Annotated in this window: 13 protein-coding genes; 12 read left to right on the forward strand and 1 reads right to left on the reverse strand. The window is 63.9% G+C overall.

Annotation, left to right across the window (positions count from 1 at the left end; all coding sequences use genetic code 11):
• The first annotated feature begins 98 nt into the window (after positions 1–98).
• The 12 genes from ACZ89F_RS10480 (at position 99) to ACZ89F_RS10535 (ending at position 14,912) form a co-directional block, all read left to right on the forward strand.
• Entirely contained in the window at positions 99–1,025 is a 927-nt protein-coding gene (locus ACZ89F_RS10480; protein ID WP_476091635.1) for a D-alanine--D-alanine ligase, read from the forward strand.
• On the forward strand, positions 1,013–1,954 hold the full coding sequence (locus ACZ89F_RS10485; RefSeq protein ID WP_476091637.1) for a cell division protein FtsQ/DivIB: 942 nt from the start codon (positions 1,013–1,015) through the stop codon (positions 1,952–1,954). The genes ACZ89F_RS10480 and ACZ89F_RS10485 overlap by 13 nt, the downstream gene beginning before the upstream one ends.
• On the forward strand, positions 1,951–3,258 hold the full coding sequence (gene ftsA, locus ACZ89F_RS10490; RefSeq protein WP_476091639.1) for a cell division protein FtsA: 1,308 nt from the start codon (positions 1,951–1,953) through the stop codon (positions 3,256–3,258). Before ACZ89F_RS10485 ends, ftsA begins: the two co-directional genes overlap by 4 nt.
• A gap of 67 nt (positions 3,259–3,325) precedes the next feature.
• A complete protein-coding gene (gene ftsZ / locus ACZ89F_RS10495; RefSeq protein ID WP_476091641.1) occupies positions 3,326–5,008 on the forward strand; it encodes a cell division protein FtsZ in 1,683 nt (560 codons plus the stop codon).
• A 280-nt stretch (positions 5,009–5,288) separates the two neighbouring features.
• Positions 5,289–6,239, forward strand: coding sequence for a UDP-3-O-acyl-N-acetylglucosamine deacetylase (gene lpxC / locus ACZ89F_RS10500; RefSeq protein ID WP_126069554.1), 951 nt, complete (start codon positions 5,289–5,291; stop codon positions 6,237–6,239).
• Between the two features lie 264 nt (positions 6,240–6,503).
• Complete coding sequence (locus ACZ89F_RS10505) at positions 6,504–7,373, forward strand: outer membrane protein assembly factor BamD (RefSeq protein ID WP_476091643.1); 870 nt, start codon at positions 6,504–6,506, stop codon at positions 7,371–7,373.
• Positions 7,374–7,599: 226 nt separating this feature from the next.
• Positions 7,600–9,273 carry a DNA repair protein RecN gene (recN, locus tag ACZ89F_RS10510; protein ID WP_476091645.1) on the forward strand — a complete coding sequence of 558 codons (1,674 nt, stop codon included), beginning with the start codon at positions 7,600–7,602 and terminating at the stop codon, positions 9,271–9,273.
• 112 nt (positions 9,274–9,385) lie between these two features.
• Positions 9,386–11,590: an NAD-dependent DNA ligase LigA gene (ligA, locus tag ACZ89F_RS10515; RefSeq protein WP_476091647.1), complete on the forward strand. Its 2,205-nt coding sequence runs from the start codon at positions 9,386–9,388 to the stop codon at positions 11,588–11,590.
• Positions 11,590–12,282 (forward strand): DUF2461 domain-containing protein, encoded by a 693-nt coding sequence (locus tag ACZ89F_RS10520; RefSeq protein WP_476091649.1) that lies wholly within the window; start codon positions 11,590–11,592, stop codon positions 12,280–12,282. The genes ligA and ACZ89F_RS10520 overlap by 1 nt, the downstream gene beginning before the upstream one ends.
• A 152-nt stretch (positions 12,283–12,434) precedes the next feature.
• Entirely contained in the window at positions 12,435–13,163 is a 729-nt protein-coding gene (locus ACZ89F_RS10525; protein ID WP_109668480.1) for an AzlC family ABC transporter permease, read from the forward strand.
• Complete coding sequence (locus ACZ89F_RS10530; protein WP_057142891.1) at positions 13,160–13,456, forward strand: AzlD family protein; 297 nt, start codon at positions 13,160–13,162, stop codon at positions 13,454–13,456. The genes ACZ89F_RS10525 and ACZ89F_RS10530 overlap by 4 nt, the downstream gene beginning before the upstream one ends.
• 265 nt (positions 13,457–13,721) lie before the next feature.
• Complete coding sequence (locus ACZ89F_RS10535; RefSeq protein WP_476091651.1) at positions 13,722–14,912, forward strand: integrase core domain-containing protein; 1,191 nt, start codon at positions 13,722–13,724, stop codon at positions 14,910–14,912.
• 104 nt (positions 14,913–15,016) lie between these two features.
• Here the strand turns inward: ACZ89F_RS10535 and ACZ89F_RS10540 are convergent, their stop codons facing one another.
• The gene (locus tag ACZ89F_RS10540) at positions 15,017–16,861 is read right to left on the reverse strand and encodes an aminopeptidase P family protein (protein WP_476091652.1); all 1,845 of its coding nucleotides are present in this window, start codon (positions 16,859–16,861) and stop codon (positions 15,017–15,019) included.
• Positions 16,862–16,954 lie beyond the last annotated feature (93 nt).

Genomic DNA, 16,954 nt, shown 5'->3' on the forward strand with positions numbered 1-16,954 from the left:
CCGCGTTTTCCGTCTGGGGGGTAGCCTACCGGGAGACTCGGACTCAATGTTGCGGAAAATCTTGGTTTTTGGTCCGCCGTGAGAGGGGATGCCGGGGAATGAAAAGCAAGCATGTGGCCGTCCTGCTGGGTGGGTTTTCGTCCGAGCGGCCCGTGTCTCTGTCCTCGGGAAAGGCTTGTGCCGATGAGCTCGAGAAGGAAGGCTACCAGGTCACGCGCGTCGATGTCGGGCGCGATGTCGGCTCGGTGCTTGCCGAACTCAAGCCCGATGTCGCCTTCAACGCGCTGCATGGCCCCTTTGGCGAGGATGGCACCATCCAGGGCATCCTTGAATATCTCGGCATTCCCTACACTCATTCCGGCGTGCTCGCTTCGGCTCTGGCCATGAACAAGGAGCAGGCCAAGCGGGTTGCCAAGGCGGTCGGCGTCCCGGTTGCCGAATCGAAGGTTGCCAGCCGCTTCGCCATCCAGAACAAACATCCGATGAAGCCGCCCTATGTGGTCAAGCCGGTCAATGAGGGCTCGAGCTTCGGTGTCGTCATCGTGCATGAAGGCCAGTCGCATCCGCCGCAGGTTCTTGGCTCGTCGGAATGGAAATATGGCGACACCGTCATGGTCGAGCGCTACATCCACGGCAGGGAGCTGACCTGCGCGGTCATGGGCGATGTGGCGCTGGGGGTCTGCGAGATCATCCCGACCGGCCATTCCTTCTACGACTATGATTCAAAATATGTCGCCGGGGGATCAAAGCACGAATGCCCCGCAAAAGTTTCACCGAATATTTACCAAAAAATACAAACACTGGCGCTCAAGGCTCACCAAGCGATCGGCTGTCGGGGCGTTTCCCGGTCGGACTTCCGTTATGACGATCGGCATTCCGAAAACGGCGAGATTGTCTGGCTCGAGGTCAACACCCAGCCGGGTATGACGCCGACGTCCTTGGTGCCTGAAATCGCCGCCCAGGCAGGGCACTCGTTTGGCGATTTGTTGAGTTGGATGGTGGAGGACGCTTCGTGTCTGCGTTGAAATGGGGGCAGGGTAAGGAGAGGGGCGCGGCCGGGCCGGCGCTGTTCGGCTTGCCGTTGTCGTTGGACCATTTCGTGCTGCCGCGGATGCTGCGTCGCCCGGTGCGCATTCTGACGCGCCTGGGTGTCGGGGAATTCCAGGCGCCGCGCTTTTCCGCGGCCATGATGTCGGCCGTGCTGATTGCTTCGAGCGGTGCCTATGGCGCCTATCTCGGCGGCCATGTCGACGGCATCGTGCAGAGCATCACCGCCCGCACCGGCTTTGCCGTCGATCAGGTCAAGGTGGTCGGCAATCGTCAGACCTCGGAGATAGATATTCTCGACAGGCTCGAACTCGACGGCTGGACGTCGCTGATCGGCTTTGACGCCGAGGCGGCGCGCGAGCGCATCTCCGGCCTGCCGTGGATCGAGGTTGCCGCGGTGCGCAAGGTCTATCCGCACACGCTGGAAGTGCGCGTCGAAGAGCGCGAGGCCTTCGCGCTTTGGCAGCAGGGCGACGAACTGTCCGTCATCGAGAAGGATGGCGCCGTGATCGCGCCGTTCTCAGGTGGCAAGCAGGTGCTGCTGCCGCTGCTGATTGGCACCGGCGCGCCGGCGAGCGCGCCCGACTTCATCGCCAAGATCGAAAAATATCCTGATCTCGCGACCCGGATCAAAGGCTATATCCGCGTCGGCGAACGCCGCTGGGACCTGAAGCTGGACAATGGCATCACCGTCAAGCTTCCCGAGGATGGCGAGGACCAGGCGCTCGCCGAACTCGTCAAGATGGACCAGGACAAGGGCCTGTTGTCGCGCGATATCGCCGCCGTCGACATGCGCCTGACCGACCGGCTGGTCGTGCAGTTGACGCCCGAGGCGGCAACGCAGCGCGAAGCCGCACTCAACGAAAAACCCAAGAGCCTGAAGCGCAAGCCGGAGACGAAGATATGAGCTGGCTTGGCGGTCATGGCGATGCCTCGTCGCGCCGGTCCGGCACCCTGACGGTGCTGGATGTCGGTTCGAGCAAGGTCTGCTGCATGGTGGCCAAGCTGAAGCCGTGCGATGACGGCAAGCTGTTGCGTGGCCGCTCGCACCGGATCCAGGTGATTGGCATCGGTCATCAGAAATCGCAAGGCGTGAAATCGGGCGTCGTCGTCGATCTCGACCGCGCCGAGCATGCCATCCGCCTCGCCGTCGATGCGGCCGAACGCATGGCCGGGCTGACGGTCGATTCGCTGATCGTCAACATGACGGCCGGCCGGCTGAAGAGTGAAGCCTATTCCGCTACCATCAATCTGGGCGGCCACGAGGCTGACGAGGCCGACATCAAGCGCGTTCTCGGCGCCGGCGCCAAGCAGGCGCTGAAGGCCGAGCGCGAGGTGATCCATTCGCTTCCTGTCGGCTTCTCGCTGGATGCGGAACGCGGCGTGCGCGATCCGCGCGGCATGGTCGGCGACGCACTCGGCGTCGACATGCATGTGCTGACCGGTGACGCGGCTCCGATGCGCAATCTGGAGCTTTCCATCAACCGTTCGCACCTGTCGGTCGAGCGCATGGTGGCGACGCCCTATGCCAGCGGGTTGGCGGCCCTGGTCGACGACGAACTGGAAATGGGCGCGGCCTGCATCGACATGGGCGGCGGCACGACGACGATCTCGGTGTTTTCGGAAGGCAAGTTCGTCCATGGCGACGCCATCGCCATCGGCGGCAATCATGTCACGCTGGACATGGCCAAGGGGCTGTCGACCTCGCTCGATGCGGCGGAACGGCTGAAGGTGATGCATGGTTCGGCGCTGCCGGGCAGTGCCGACGACCGCGACCTGGTCTCGATCCAGCCGATTGGCGACGATGGCGATGTGCCTTTGCAGATCCCGCGCTCGGTGATGACGCGCATCGTGCGCGCCCGCATCGACGAGACGCTCGAATTGTTGCGCGACCGGCTCAACAAGTCTGGCTACGGCAATGCGGTTGGCAAGCGTGTGGTGCTCACCGGCGGCGCCAGCCAGCTTGCCGGTCTGCCGGAGGCGGCGCGCCGCATCCTGGGACGCAATGTGCGCATCGGCCGTCCGCTTGGCGTGGCCGGCCTGCCGGAAGCGGCGAAGGGGCCGGCCTTCTCGGCAGCGGTGGGGCTTCTGATCTATCCGCAGATGGCGAACTTCGAGAGCCATCCGGCGAAAGGAATTTCCGGTCTCAGAATGACCGGAACGGGCGGAAAACTGCATCGCATGAGTCAGTGGTTGAGAGACAGTTTCTAAATTGACGGGGACAGCCCCATAGGCGGCCGCGGCGGCGAAGCGGCGTGAAAGGCAAAGGACGGAGACAATGACCATCAATCTGCAAAAGCCGGACATCACCGAGCTTAAGCCGCGCATCACCGTGTTCGGTGTCGGCGGCGGCGGCGGCAATGCCGTCAACAACATGATCACCGCCGGTTTGCGCGGTGTCGAGTTCGTGGTGGCCAACACCGACGCGCAGGCGCTGACCATGTCAAAGGCCTCACGGCTGATCCAGCTTGGCGCCCATGTCACCGAGGGTCTGGGCGCCGGCTCGCAGCCGGAAGTCGGCCGAGCGGCGGCGGAAGAGTGCATCGACGAGATCCTCGATCACCTGACCAACACCCATATGTGCTTCGTCACCGCAGGCATGGGCGGCGGCACCGGCACTGGGGCGGCTCCCGTCGTAGCGCGTGCCGCCCGTGAAAAGGGCATCCTCACCGTCGGCGTCGTCACCAAGCCGTTCCACTTCGAAGGCCAGCGCCGCATGAAGACGGCGGACTTCGGCATCGAGGAACTGCAGAAATGCGTCGATACGCTGATCGTCATCCCCAACCAGAACCTGTTCCGGCTGGCCAATGACAAGACCACCTTCGCCGACGCCTTCGCCATGGCCGACCAGGTGCTCTATTCCGGTGTTGCCTGCATCACCGACCTGATGGTCAAGGAAGGCCTGATCAATCTCGACTTCGCTGACGTCCGTTCCGTCATGCGCGAGATGGGCAAGGCGATGATGGGCACCGGCGAGGCTTCCGGCGAGGGCCGTGCGATGGCCGCCGCTGAGGCTGCGATCGCCAACCCGCTGCTCGACGAGACCTCGATGAAGGGCGCCAAGGGCCTGCTGATTTCGATCACCGGCGGCCGCGACCTGACGCTGTTCGAAGTCGACGAAGCGGCGACCCGTATCCGCGAGGAAGTCGACCAGGACGCCAACATCATCCTGGGCGCCACCTTCGACGAGGAACTCGAAGGCGTCATCCGCGTCTCGGTGGTTGCTACCGGCATCGACAAGTCGGCGGCTGAAATCGCTGCTGCGCCGATCTCGATCCGCACGGCGCCGCCGAAGCCGGTCAGCCGCCCGGCCGTTGCCGCGGTGGAAAGCCGCCCGGCGCCGGTCCAGCAGACTGCGTACGAACCGCGAGCCGTCGACCCGGTCGCCGAAGCCATCCAACTGGCCGAAGCAAATGCCGCGGCCATGGCTCAGGCGCGCCCGGCTCCGGTCGCTCACGCTGAAGATTTCCGCCCGCAGAGCAAGATCTTCCAGGCGCCGCCAGCACAGCCGATGCCGCAGCCGGTGGTCCAGCAGATGCAGCCGGCTCCGCAGCCGCGCGAAATGCTGCAGCGCGAAGCCCCGCAGCCGGTTGCCATGGCACCGCAGCGTATGCCGCGCGTCGAGGACTTTCCGCCCGTCGTCAAGGCCGAGGTGGATGCCAAGAGCCGCCCGGTCGACCACGAGAACAACAGCGGACCGATGGGCCTGCTGAAGCGCCTGACCAACGGCCTGACCCGCCGCGAAGAAGAGCCTGCACGGCTGCAGCCGGCGCAGCCGCGCGAGCCCAAGCTGCGCCAGGCAGCGCCCGAAGTGCGCCGTCTCGCCAGCCAGGACGCGCAGCTCTACGCGCCGCGCCGTGGTCAACTCGACGACCAGGGCCGCCTGACACCGCAGGTGAGGTCGACTCAGGAAGACGATCAGCTGGAGATTCCGGCGTTCCTGCGCCGCCAGGCCAACTGATTGGTAAACGGACTGTAACATTTGTTAACAGGCAAGCGAGGAATCGCTTGCCTGTTAACGTTTTAAATGATGTGATTTCAATCACTTACCAAGTAGCGCCCATTCCAGTTGCGGTTACACAGAGTAAGAAACCGTGATTTGGAGTCTCCCTGACGGGACATTATCTTCGCTGCCTACCATCGTCGGTTTGCCGGGATTTCGGGGGAAGTCGCCCTGCCTGCCGATTCACACAAGAGCCGCGCCCTCGGGCTGGAGAAGCGGACCTAGGCATTACGGGCTTATGGGGATTGTCTTGCACGACTATCAGACGACATTGAAGACGCGCGCGTCGCTTACCGGCACCGGCGTCCACAGCGGCAAGGAAGTGTCCATCAGCTTTTTGCCAGCGGATGCAGACACCGGCATCGTTTTCCAGCTTTTCAACGGTGCGGAGCAGGGCCGCGAGTTTCGTGCCCTGGTCTCGGAAGTCGGCGCCACCGACCTGTGCACCATGCTTGGTGATCCCGCTGGCGAGCACATCGCCACGGTCGAGCACATCATGGCGGCGCTGTTCGGGCTCGGCATCGACAATGTCGCCATCGAGATCGATGGTTCCGAGGTTCCGATCTTCGATGGCAGCGCCATGGCGTTCGTCGAAGCCATCGACCAGGCGGGCATCGAGACGCTCTCTGTCAAGCGCCGCTATATCAGGGTCATCAAGCCGGTCCGCATCGAGAACGGCGCCTCCTGGGCGGAGTTCAGGCCGTATGACGGCACCCGTTTCGAGATCGAGATCGACTTCGAGAGCCCGGCAATCGGCCGTCAGCTGTTCGCGTCCGACCTCAATGCCGATATCTTCCGCCGCGACATCGCCCGCGCCCGCACCTTCGGCTTCATGAAGGATGTCGAGCGGCTGTGGGCCGCCGGCTACGCGCTCGGCTCCTCGCTGGAGAACTCGCTGGTGATCGGTGACGACAACCGCGTCATCAACATGGGCGGCCTGCGCTATCCCAACGAATTCGTGCGCCATAAGACGCTGGACGCCATGGGCGACCTGGCGCTGGCCGGTGCCCGCTTCATCGGCTGCTTCCGCTCCTATCGCGGCGGCCACAGGATGAATGCCGCGGCCCTGCGCCGCCTGCTGTCGGATCGGACTGCGTTCGAAATCGTCGAGACGACGCGCCGCGAGCGCGGCCGCAGCGCCGAGATGAACGCCGTCAACGCGCCGCTCTACGCGCCCTGGATGATCTGATTTTCTTCATTTTTCTCGGGTTCCAGCGCGGGCGGCCGGTGTTGCATGAATGCACCACCTGCCGGTGAAATCACATGGGTGTCGGGCCGCCCGCTTGTCGCCACAAAAATGCGCGATTGGCCGGCGATAGCGTTGCCCGGCAAGGCGGTTATGGTTTATGGCTGCTGCCGTCGATTAGTGCATGTCGTTCAAAAGTGGGGACCAGTTTTGAAACAATGGCATGCAACCGGTATTGAAATAACGCCGAAAGGGCGGAATCCAATCATGTTCTTCAAGCGAGTTGGTCAATTGAAAGCGCCGCAGAGGGCTGTTTTCCTGGCGCTTTCGGTGGTTGTTCCATCGCTCTTCCTGTCAGCCTGCATGTCGTCGGAGAAAGATATCGACCTGTCGACCTATGTCGACCAGACCGAGCCGGCCGATGTTCTCTACAATCAGGGCCTCGCCAACCTCAATGCCGGACGCCTGCAGGAGGCAAGCCGCAAGTTCGACGCTGTCGACCGCCAGCATCCCTATTCGGAATGGGCCCGCAAATCCATGGTGATGGGCGCTTTCGCCGATTACCGCCAGGGCAATTATGACGAGGCGATCGGCTCGGCCAAGCGCTATCTCACGCTCTATCCGTCGACCGATGACGCTGCTTATGCGCAGTACATCATCGGCTTGAGCTACTACCGCCAGATCAAGGACGTGACGCAGGACCAGAAGGAAGCGCGCCAAACCGTTCAGACGATGCAGGACCTGGTGACGCGCTGGCCTACATCGGAATATGTCGACGATGCCAAGGAAAAGATCCGCTTCGCCAACGATCAGCTGGCCGGCAAGGAAATGCAGATCGGCCGCTATTATCTCGAGCGCCGCGAATACATCGCCGCCGTCAAGCGCTTCCGCACCGTGGTCGAGAGCTATTCCAACACGCGCCATGTCGAGGAGGCGCTCGCCCGCCTGACCGAAAGCTATTACGCGATGGGCCTGACCTCCGAGGCACAGACCGCCGCCGCCGTGCTTGGCACCAACTACCCTGACAGCCCGTGGTACAAGGATTCCTACAAGCTCTTGCAGAGCAATGGGCTTGCACCGCGCGAAAATGCCGGGTCGTGGATATCCAAGGCTGGGAAGATGATCACCGGCGCCTGATCCCAAGCAGACTGCGCGGGCTTCGCCTACGCGCGGTCCGCTTGGTTTTCCTGGTTTGTCGCAGGTTTCTTGTCGCAAAACCGCACGACACTTTTGCGCAACCTGCTTGGAGTACTCGGACCGAAGCGTGCGCAGCGCTTTTTCGGATTGATCCGATGCTCAAACAAAAAGATAGTGCGGCGCTGCGACTCCAAATGGTCGCGTGCCGTTCTAGATTCGGGTTCTGATGCTTTCCAGACTATCGATCCGCGATATCGTCCTGATCGAGAAGCTGGATATCGACTTCCAGCCGGGTCTTTCGGTGCTGACCGGCGAAACCGGCGCCGGCAAATCCATCCTGCTCGATGCCTTGTCGCTGGCGCTCGGTGCGCGCGGCGACGCGTCGCTGGTGCGCCATGGCGCGGCGCAGGGCCAGGTCATCGCGGTCTTCGACGTGCCGCGCAACCATCCGGTGCGCGCGCTGCTTGCCGAGAACGCCATCGAGGATGATGGCGACATTATCCTGCGCCGCCTGCAGACGGCGGATGGCCGCACCCGCGTCTTCGTCAACGATCAGCCTTCGAGCGTCACCTTGATGCGCGATGTCGGCCGCGCGTTGGTCGAAATCCACGGCCAGCACGACGAACGCGCGCTGGTCGATCCCGGCGCCCACCGCGAGGTGCTCGACGCTTTCGGCGGCCATCTCGGGGCCGTCCGCTCGACGGGCGAGGCATGGCGGCACTGGCGCGCCTGCGAGCAGGAGCTGTCGCGCCATCGTGCCAAGGTGGCGGCGGCCGCGCGCGAGGCCGACTATCTGCGTGCGGCGGTCGCGGAACTGACGAAGCTCGATCCGCAGCCGGGCGAAGAGACCGATCTTGCCGAACTGCGCGCGTCGATGATGCGCGTGGAGAAGATCGCCTCCGAAATCCATGATGCGCAGGATGTGCTGTCCGGTCCGTCCTCGCCCTTGCCGCAACTGGCCAGCCTGCTGCGACGGCTGCAGCGCAAGGTGACGGAGGCGCCCGGCCTGCTCGATGACGTGGTCAAGTCGCTGGATGAGGCGATGCTGTCGCTCGATGCTGCGCAATCGGGCGTCGAGGCCGCACTTCGCGCCACCGAATATGATCCGCAGCGGTTGGAGAAGGCGGAGGAGCGGCTTTTTTCGCTGCGCGCGGCCTCGCGCAAGCACAGCGTCGCCGTCGACGATCTGGCGCAGCTGCGCGACACGATGTCGGCCGATCTCGCCGATCTCGACGCCGGCGAGGAACGCCTGCACGGGTTGGAAAAGCAGGCCACTGCCGCGCGCGAGACCTATGACATCGCCGCCGCTCAGCTGTCCTCGCTTCGCCATGCGGCCGCGGTCGGCCTGACCAAGGCGGTCATGGCCGAATTGCCGGCGCTGAAGCTCGAACGCGCTGCCTTTATCGTGGAAATGAAGAGCGATGCCGAGAGCCGCATGGAAGAGGGCATCGACCAGATCGAATTCTGGGTGCGCACCAATCCCGGCACGCGACCCGGCCCGATGATGAAGGTGGCTTCCGGCGGTGAGCTTTCGCGCTTCCTTTTGGCGCTGAAGGTGGCGCTGGCGGACCGTGGCTCGGCGCCGACGCTGGTTTTCGATGAGATCGACACCGGCGTGGGCGGCGCTGTCGCCGACGCCATCGGCCAGCGGCTGGCGCGATTGTCGAAGCGCGTCCAGGTGCTCTCGGTGACGCACGCGCCGCAGGTTGCGGCGCGCGCGGCGACGCATTTCCTGATCTCCAAATCCGGCACCACCGACAGGGTTGCCACCGGCATTGCCGAGATGGACCGGCCGGCGCGGCAGGAAGAGATCGCGCGCATGCTGGCTGGCGCCACCATCACTGACGAAGCGCGCGCTGCCGCGGAGCGGCTGCTGCGTGAAAATACCACGGCGGCATAGGAACGACGGGTGTCAGGGATCGAGTCAGGATATGGCTCCATCCCGCTGTTCAGGAATGCTTTTCCCAAAATCCTGATCTATTGTGGCGGGCCACGGTTCGGGGAAGGAAAGCATGGCTGAAAAACCTGTCGATTCGCTCAGTGAGAACGAGGCCGAAGCCGAGCTGAAGCGCCTGGCGGAAGAGATCGCCGAGCACGACCGGCGCTACCATACCGAAGACGCGCCTGTTATCACCGACGCGGAATATGATGCCTTGGCTCGGCGCAACCTTGCCATCGAGGAGCGCTTTCCGGCTTTGGTGCGCGAGGATTCGCCGTCGCGCAGGGTAGGTGCGGCACCTGCGGAAGGCTTTGCCAAGGTGCGCCATGCGGTGCCGATGCTCAGCCTCGCCAAGGCCTATACCGACGAAGACGTCACGGATTTCATCGAACGCGGCCGGCGATTCTTCGATCGCGACAAGGATCTCGACATCGCCTTCACGGCCGAACCGAAGATCGACGGGCTGTCGGCTTCGCTGCGCTACGAGAAAGGCGTGTTCGTGCAGGGCGCAACGCGCGGCGACGGCACTGTGGGCGAGGACATCACCGCCAATTTGAAGACCATCGCCGACATTCCCGCCAAGCTGGAGGGATCGGGCTGGCCCGAAATCATCGAGATCCGTGGCGAGGTCTACATGACCTATGCGGAATTCGAAGCGCTGAAGCAGCGCTCGGCCGCGGTCGGCGGCCAGGATTACGTCAATCCGCGCAACACGGCGGCCGGGTCGCTGCGCCAGAAGGATCCGTCCGTCACCGCCAGCCGCAACCTCAAATTCTTCGCCTATGCCTGGGGCTACACGACAGCGGACCCGGCTCCGACCCAATATGATTCGGTGCAGAAATTCGCCGAGTGGGGGTTCAAGATCAGTCCGCTGATGGTGCGGGCCAAATCGGCCGAGGAGCTGATCGCGCATTATCATCGGATCGAGGAGCAGCGCTCGGCGCTTGGCTACGACATCGACGGCGTCGTCTACAAGGTCGACCAGCTGGAATTGCAGCGCCGATGGGGGTTCGTCACCGGCGAGCCGCGCTGGGCCGTCGCGCACAAGTTTCCGGCCGAACAGGCGATGACGACCGTGCAGAGGATCGACATCCAGGTCGGCCGCACCGGTACGCTGGCGCCGGTTGCCCGGCTGGCGCCGGTCACGGTTGGCGGCGTCGTGGTCGAGAATGTCACGCTGCACAATGAGGACTACATCAAGGGGCTGGACAGCACGGGCCAGCCGATACGCGACGGCATCGACGTGCGCATCGGCGACACGGTCGTGATCCAGCGAGCGGGCGATGTCATTCCGCAGATCGTCAGCGTCGTCATCGACAAGCGGCCCCCCGACGCCGTGCCATACGAATTCCCGCATACCTGTCCGATCTGCGGCTCCCCGGCGACGCGCGAGATCAACGAGAAGACCGGCAAGGAAGATTCGCGCCGGCGCTGCACCGGCGAACTGATCTGTCCGGCGCAAGCGGTGGAAGGATTGCGCCACTTCGTGTCACGCGGTGCCCTGGACATCGAAGGCCTTGGTGCCGAAAACATAGACACCTTCTTCAATGCGGGTCTGATCAAGACGGCCGCCGATATCTTCACGCTCAGGGATCGCCGCCCGGCCGTCACCAGGGCGCTGGCCGAGCGGCGCGAGGAGCAGGCCAGGCAGCGCGAGGCCGCATCGGGCAAGACGCGCAAGAACGTGCGCAGCGTCGAGGATCGCAACTATGAGGGCCTCGACAAGCTGTTCGCCGCCATCGACTCGCGCCGCGAGCCGGAACTCGACCGCTTCATCTTCGCGCTCGGCATCCGCCATATCGGCGAAACAACGGCCGCCGTGCTTGCCCGAACCTTCTCGACCATCGAGGAGCTGATCCGAGTCGGCAAGGAGACAGCGGCAGCAGCCGATCCGCACAGTGTTTTCCCATCGGTCAACGGCATCGGCGATACCGTGATCGATGCGTTGCGCGACTTCTTCGGCAATGAGCGCAATGACGACGTGCTTGATGCGCTGCTCACGCAGGTCAAGCCGAAGCCGTATATCGTCAACGTCTCGGCCGACAGCGAGGTCGCCGGCAAGACGGTCGTGTTCACGGGCTCGCTGGAGAAGATGACACGCTCCGAAGCCAAGGCCATGGCGGAGCGCCTCGGCGCTAAGGTCGCGGGCTCGGTTTCGGCAAAGACGGATCTGGTGGTCGCCGGGCCGGGTGCCGGCTCCAAGCTGAAGCTTGCCAGCGAACTCGGCATCGAGGTGATCGACGAAGATGCCTGGCTGGCGCGGATCGGCAAGGCGTGATGGAAGGCGCATTCAAAGGGTTCGGCCCAAAGGCCATTCCGTTCCTCAAGGCGCTGGACTTCCACCAGAGCCGCGAATGGTTCCTGGAAAACCGCGAGCTGTTCGAAAAGGAACTGCGCGATCCCTTTGGCGATCTCGTCGACACGCTGACCGAGCGCTTCGCAAAGGCAGGCCTCGGCCTGCGCGGCGACCGCAAGAAGTCGCTGTTCCGGATCAATCGGGATGTGCGCTTCGCCAAGGACAAGCGGCCCTACAACAGGCATCTGTCGGCCATCCTGTCGCCTGACGGCACCAAGATGGAGCAGGGCGTGTTCTACGTGCATATCGGGCTTGAGCGCTGCTTTGCCGACATTGCCTGGTGGCAGCCGGAGCCGCCGCTGCTGCTGGCGATGCGCAAAGCCATCGCGGCAAAGCCGGAAAAGTTTCGTGCCCTGGTGGCGGCGTTGAAGAAGAACCGTCTTGAACTCGAGACCGAAGGCCGCATGAAGCGCACGCCGCGTGGCTTCGAGGAAATCAGCGATCCCGATCTGGTCGCCGCCATCCGCCACCGGCATTTCTATGTCCAGCATGTCATCGATCCGGCGGGAATCCATACGGCTGATCTGGTCGACGAGCTCGTCGATTTCACCTTGCGCGCCAAGCCGCTACTTGACTGGGGCAGGGCGATCGAGGGCAAGGTTCTCGCCGGCTAACCCGTCTACAAGGCGCCATCACGATCATTTCCGCTGATCATTTGGCTCAAGCGAATTCGTGTGACAGCGCAGGTCGCGCCACCTACATACCGCCATTCCCTTGTTCCCAAAACCGCTACGCACTTTTGGGCGACATGCATCAGGAGTGGTCGATGGCGACGGACGTAATTTCCGAGAGCGGCGCGAAAAGCGATTTCTGGCAGGGCGTGCGGCTCTCGATGCCTGTCGTGGTAGCGTCGGCGCCGTTTGCGGTGCTGTTCGGTGCGCTCGCCGTCGACAATGGCTTCTCGGTCCTGGAAGCCTTCCTGATGAGCGCGCTGGTCTATGGCGGCGCCAGCCAGATGGTCGGCATCCAACTGTTCGGCCAGCATGTGGCGCCGTGGCTGATCGTGCTGTCGATCTTCGCCGTCAATTTCCGCCATGTGCTCTATTCCGCCGGCATCGGCCGGCGCATCGCCCACTGGCCCGTTATCAGCCAAGCGCTCGGCTATTTCATCCTCACCGACCCGCAATTCGCGGTTGCCGAGGCGCGGGCGCAATCCGGCCAGACAGTCGGCTTTGCCTGGTACCTGGGACTTGGCCTGCCGGTCTATGTGTTCTGGGTGATCGAAAGCGCGCTCGGCGCGGTGTTCGGCAAGCTGATCCCCGACACACATGCCCTGGGCATCGATTTCCTGCTGCCGATCTATTTTCTCGGTCTTGTGCTGGGCTTCCGCAAGCGGCCGCTGTGGCTGCCTGTCGTGATTGCCAGTGCGGCTGCCTCCATCGTCGCCTACAAGACGGTGGGCTCGCCCTGGCATGTCTCGATCGGCGCGATTGCCGGCGTGCTGCTGGCGGTCATCCTGCCACCTCACCACAGCGGCGTGAAGGCACGGCCATGAGCACGACATTCTGGATCATCATCGCCGGCGCGATCGCCACCTATCTGACACGGATCGGCGGCCATCTGGTCATCTCTCGCTTCGACACCATCCATCCGCGTGTGGAAGCCGGTCTCAACGCCGTGCCGGCGGCGGTGCTGACGACGCTGGTGGCGCCCGAACTGTTGAATGCCGGGCCGGCGGAATGGGCAGCTCTGGTCGTCACCGCTGTTGTGTCACTGCGCGGTGGGCTGATGGCGATGTTTCTGGCGGGCGCGGCGGTGTTGATTTTGGCGCGGCAATTTGTGGGCTAGGGTCTGGGCGCGATCGACTTGAACCGTTAGCGCTGCCCCTCATCTGCCTGCCGGCATCTTCTCCCCGTATAGTGACGGGAGAAGGGAGCTGTCTCAACCTCGGCGCTTTTCTGCAACGTTGGCGGTTGGCGAAATCGTCGATGACGGCATCCTTCTCCCCGTCACTATACGGGGAGAAGTGCCCGGTGTCCGAACCGGATAGATAGGTAACAGAATGGACCGATTAGATGGGTGACAGTTTTCTGCCTCGCCGGGAGGACCGGCGATGGTTTGGCGAGAGACTGCACTCATGGATGATCGGCTTCGGTTTGTTGTGGAATGCCTTTCTGGCGAGGAGACGATGACGCAGGTGTGTGCGGCCTTCGATATCTCTCGCAAGACCGGCTACAAATGGCTTGAACGCTACCGGGAGTATGGACCGGGAGGCTTGCATGATCTGCCGCGTGCGCCGCTCAATCACGGTCGGGCGACGGCCGTGGATGTGGTGGAGCGGATCGTGGCCATGAAGGAGGCGCATCCGTTGTGGGGACCCAAGAAGATCATTGCCAGGCTCAAGCTTGCGGAGCCCTGCTGCGGCTGGCCCGCGGTCTCGACGGCCGGTGAGCTTCTGAAGCGGCATGGACTTGTGGGGCGCAGGCGCAGGCGCTGGAGGGCGGCAGGCAACGGCCCATGGCCGGAAGCTTCGGAGCCGAACGCGGTGTGGACGGGGGACCACAAGGGCTGGTTCCGGACCCGCGACGGGTGGCGCTGCGAACCGCTGACGGTGATGGATGCGTTGAGCCGCTACCTGTTGGGGCTCGAGGCAACGAGCTCGACGTCGGATGAAGAGGCTTGGCCGGTGTTTGAGCGGTTGTTTGAGGAGAACGGCCTGCCGGATCGCTTCAGAAGCGACAATGGCTCCCCATTTGCGTCGGCCGGCGTCACCGGGCTGACGCCGCTTGCGGCGCGCTTCATCAAGCTCGGCATCGCCCTTGAGCGCATCCAGCCGGGCAAGCCGCAGCAGAACGGGCGCCATGAGCGTTTTCACCTGACCATGCTGCCGATGGCCAAGGCACCGGAGGCTGACAGGGCGGCTCAAGCCCAGGTCTTCGAGGCCTTCCGGCGCAGCTACAATGAGGAGCGCCCGCACGAGGCCCTTGGCATGGGCACCCCGGCGCAGCATTACCGTCCCTCGACCCGTCCCATGCCCAAGACGACCCCCGAGCCGGACTATCCGGCCGAGGCGGCCGTGCGCAGCGTGCGTCAGAACGGCGCCGTCAAATGGCAGGGCACCGAGATCTATGTCTCGGCCACGCTGGCAGGCGAGCCGATTGCCATCGAAGAGACCGAGAACGGCGAATGGGCGATGCGCTTCTATGCCCATCCGCTCGGCTTCATCGACCACAAGCACATGAAACTGGTTCGCCGCAGCGCCGCGCCAACCCAACCGCTCGGCGCTGCGCCGAACCCATCATAAGGGGAGAAAACTGTTACCTATGTATCCGGTTCAAACTGTTACCCATCTATCGGCTGGACACCGGCAGGGCGATGAGGGGCGGCGCCGCCCTTCCAAGACCGATTTCAAATCTTGGCATCATGCGGCAGCGGGGCCGTTGCCTTTTCCAGCCAGGCCAGCGTCTCGCCGTCGAGCATCGGCCCGATCTCGGCCAGCACGCGCGCGTGGTAGGCGTCGAGCCAGTGCAGCTCGTCGCGCGTCAGCAGGTCTGACCGCACCAGTCTGGTGTCGATCGGCGCCAGCGTCAGCGTCTCGAAGCCGTGCATGGCGATGTCGCCGCCCTCGATCTCTTGCGCCGGCGTCACCAGGATCAGGTTCTCGATGCGGATGCCGTAGGCGCCTTCCTTGTAGTAGCCGGGCTCGTTGGACAGCATCATGCCTTCGAGCAGCTTTTCGGTGCCGGTGCGGGCAATGCGCTGCGGCCCTTCATGCACGGCCAGATACGAGCCGACGCCATGGCCGGTGCCGTGGGCGAAGTCGCAACCGTGCTTCCACAGCGCCATGCGCGCGACGGCATCGATTTCCGAGCCGCGCGTGCCGGTGGGAAAGCGCAGCGTCGAGATGCCGATCATGCCTTTCAGTACCAGCGTGAAGCGTTCGCGCATCTCCTCGGTCGGCTGGCCGATCGGCACGGTGCGGGTGATGTCGGTGGTGCCGTCCTGATACTGCGCGCCTGAATCGAGCAGGAACAGTTCGCCGGTCTGCAGCTTGCGGCTGGTGGCGCGCGACACACGGTAATGCATGATGGCGCCGTTCGGGCCGGCGCCGGAAATGGTGTCGAAGGAGACGTCGCGCAGCGGCATCTGGGTTTCCTCGCCCGTCTGCCGGCGCGACTCCTCCAGCCTGGTGACGACTGATATCTCGTCAAGAGAGCCGGGTTTCTGCCGCTCCAGCCAGCACAGCAGCTTTGCCACAGCCGCGCCATCACGACGATGCGCGGCGCGTGAGCCGTTGATCTCGGCCTGGTTCTTGGTGGCGCGCGGGATGCGGGCTGGGTCGACTGCTGCAATCACGGTGCCGCCATTCTCCTCGACCAGCATGCGCAGCCTGTCGGCCGCCAGCACCGGATCGAGCGCGATTTTCGCGCCACTCTTGGCAAGCGCTGCGATCGCCGCTTCGAATTCGCCGGGCTCGTGCGGCTCGGCGAGCTGGGTGAGGTAGGCCGCGACCTGACGCGAGAACTTGCGCTTAGCCATGAAAATCTGGTGCGATCCGTCGGCGGCGAGGATGGCGAAGCCGAGCGCCAGCGGCGTGTGCGGCACGTCACCGCCACGGATGTTGAAGGCCCAGGCGATGGAGGAGGGGTCGGTGAGCACGGCATGGGTGGCGCCATCCTTGGCGATCGCAATTGCCAGCCGCGCCAGCTTGTCCTTGGCGAGTTCGCCGGCAAAGCCGATCGGGTGGAGTTCGACTGATGCCACCGGTGCCTCGGGCTGATCCTTCCAGATGATGTCGATCGGGTTCTTGTCGAGCGGCACCAGCACGGCGCCTGATTTGTCGGCCGAGGCCTGCAGCGCCTTGACCTCGCTGATCGTGTGCAGCCAGGGATCGAAGCCCAGCCGCGCGCCCTTGCCAAGATTGTCCTTGAGCCAGAGAGCCGGCGGATTGTCGACCAGGCTTTCGACGGAAAAGACGTCGAGATCGACCTCGCCGCGCACCTGCAGCGTGTAGCGCCCGTCAACAAAGACGAAGGCGCGGTCGCGCAAGACGATGGCGACACCGGCCGAGCCGCTGAAGCCGGTCAGCCACTTCAGCCGTGCCGAACGATCGGCGACATATTCGCCCTGATGCTCGTCCGCGCGTGGCACGATAAAACCATCGAGGCCATTCGCGGCCAGCCATTGGCGCAGCAGGGCCACGCGCGGCTTTCCGACTGCCGGGTCGCCGGCGGAATCGAAGGTCTGGAACATGATGGGCCTCCTGATGTCGCGTGACCGTAGCCTATGGGTCCGGAAAGCGGAATCGATTTCCGGTTGGCGCAACCTGCTACAGCGCTGCCTGGC

The organism is Mesorhizobium sp. USDA 3734 (genome assembly GCF_056279665.1).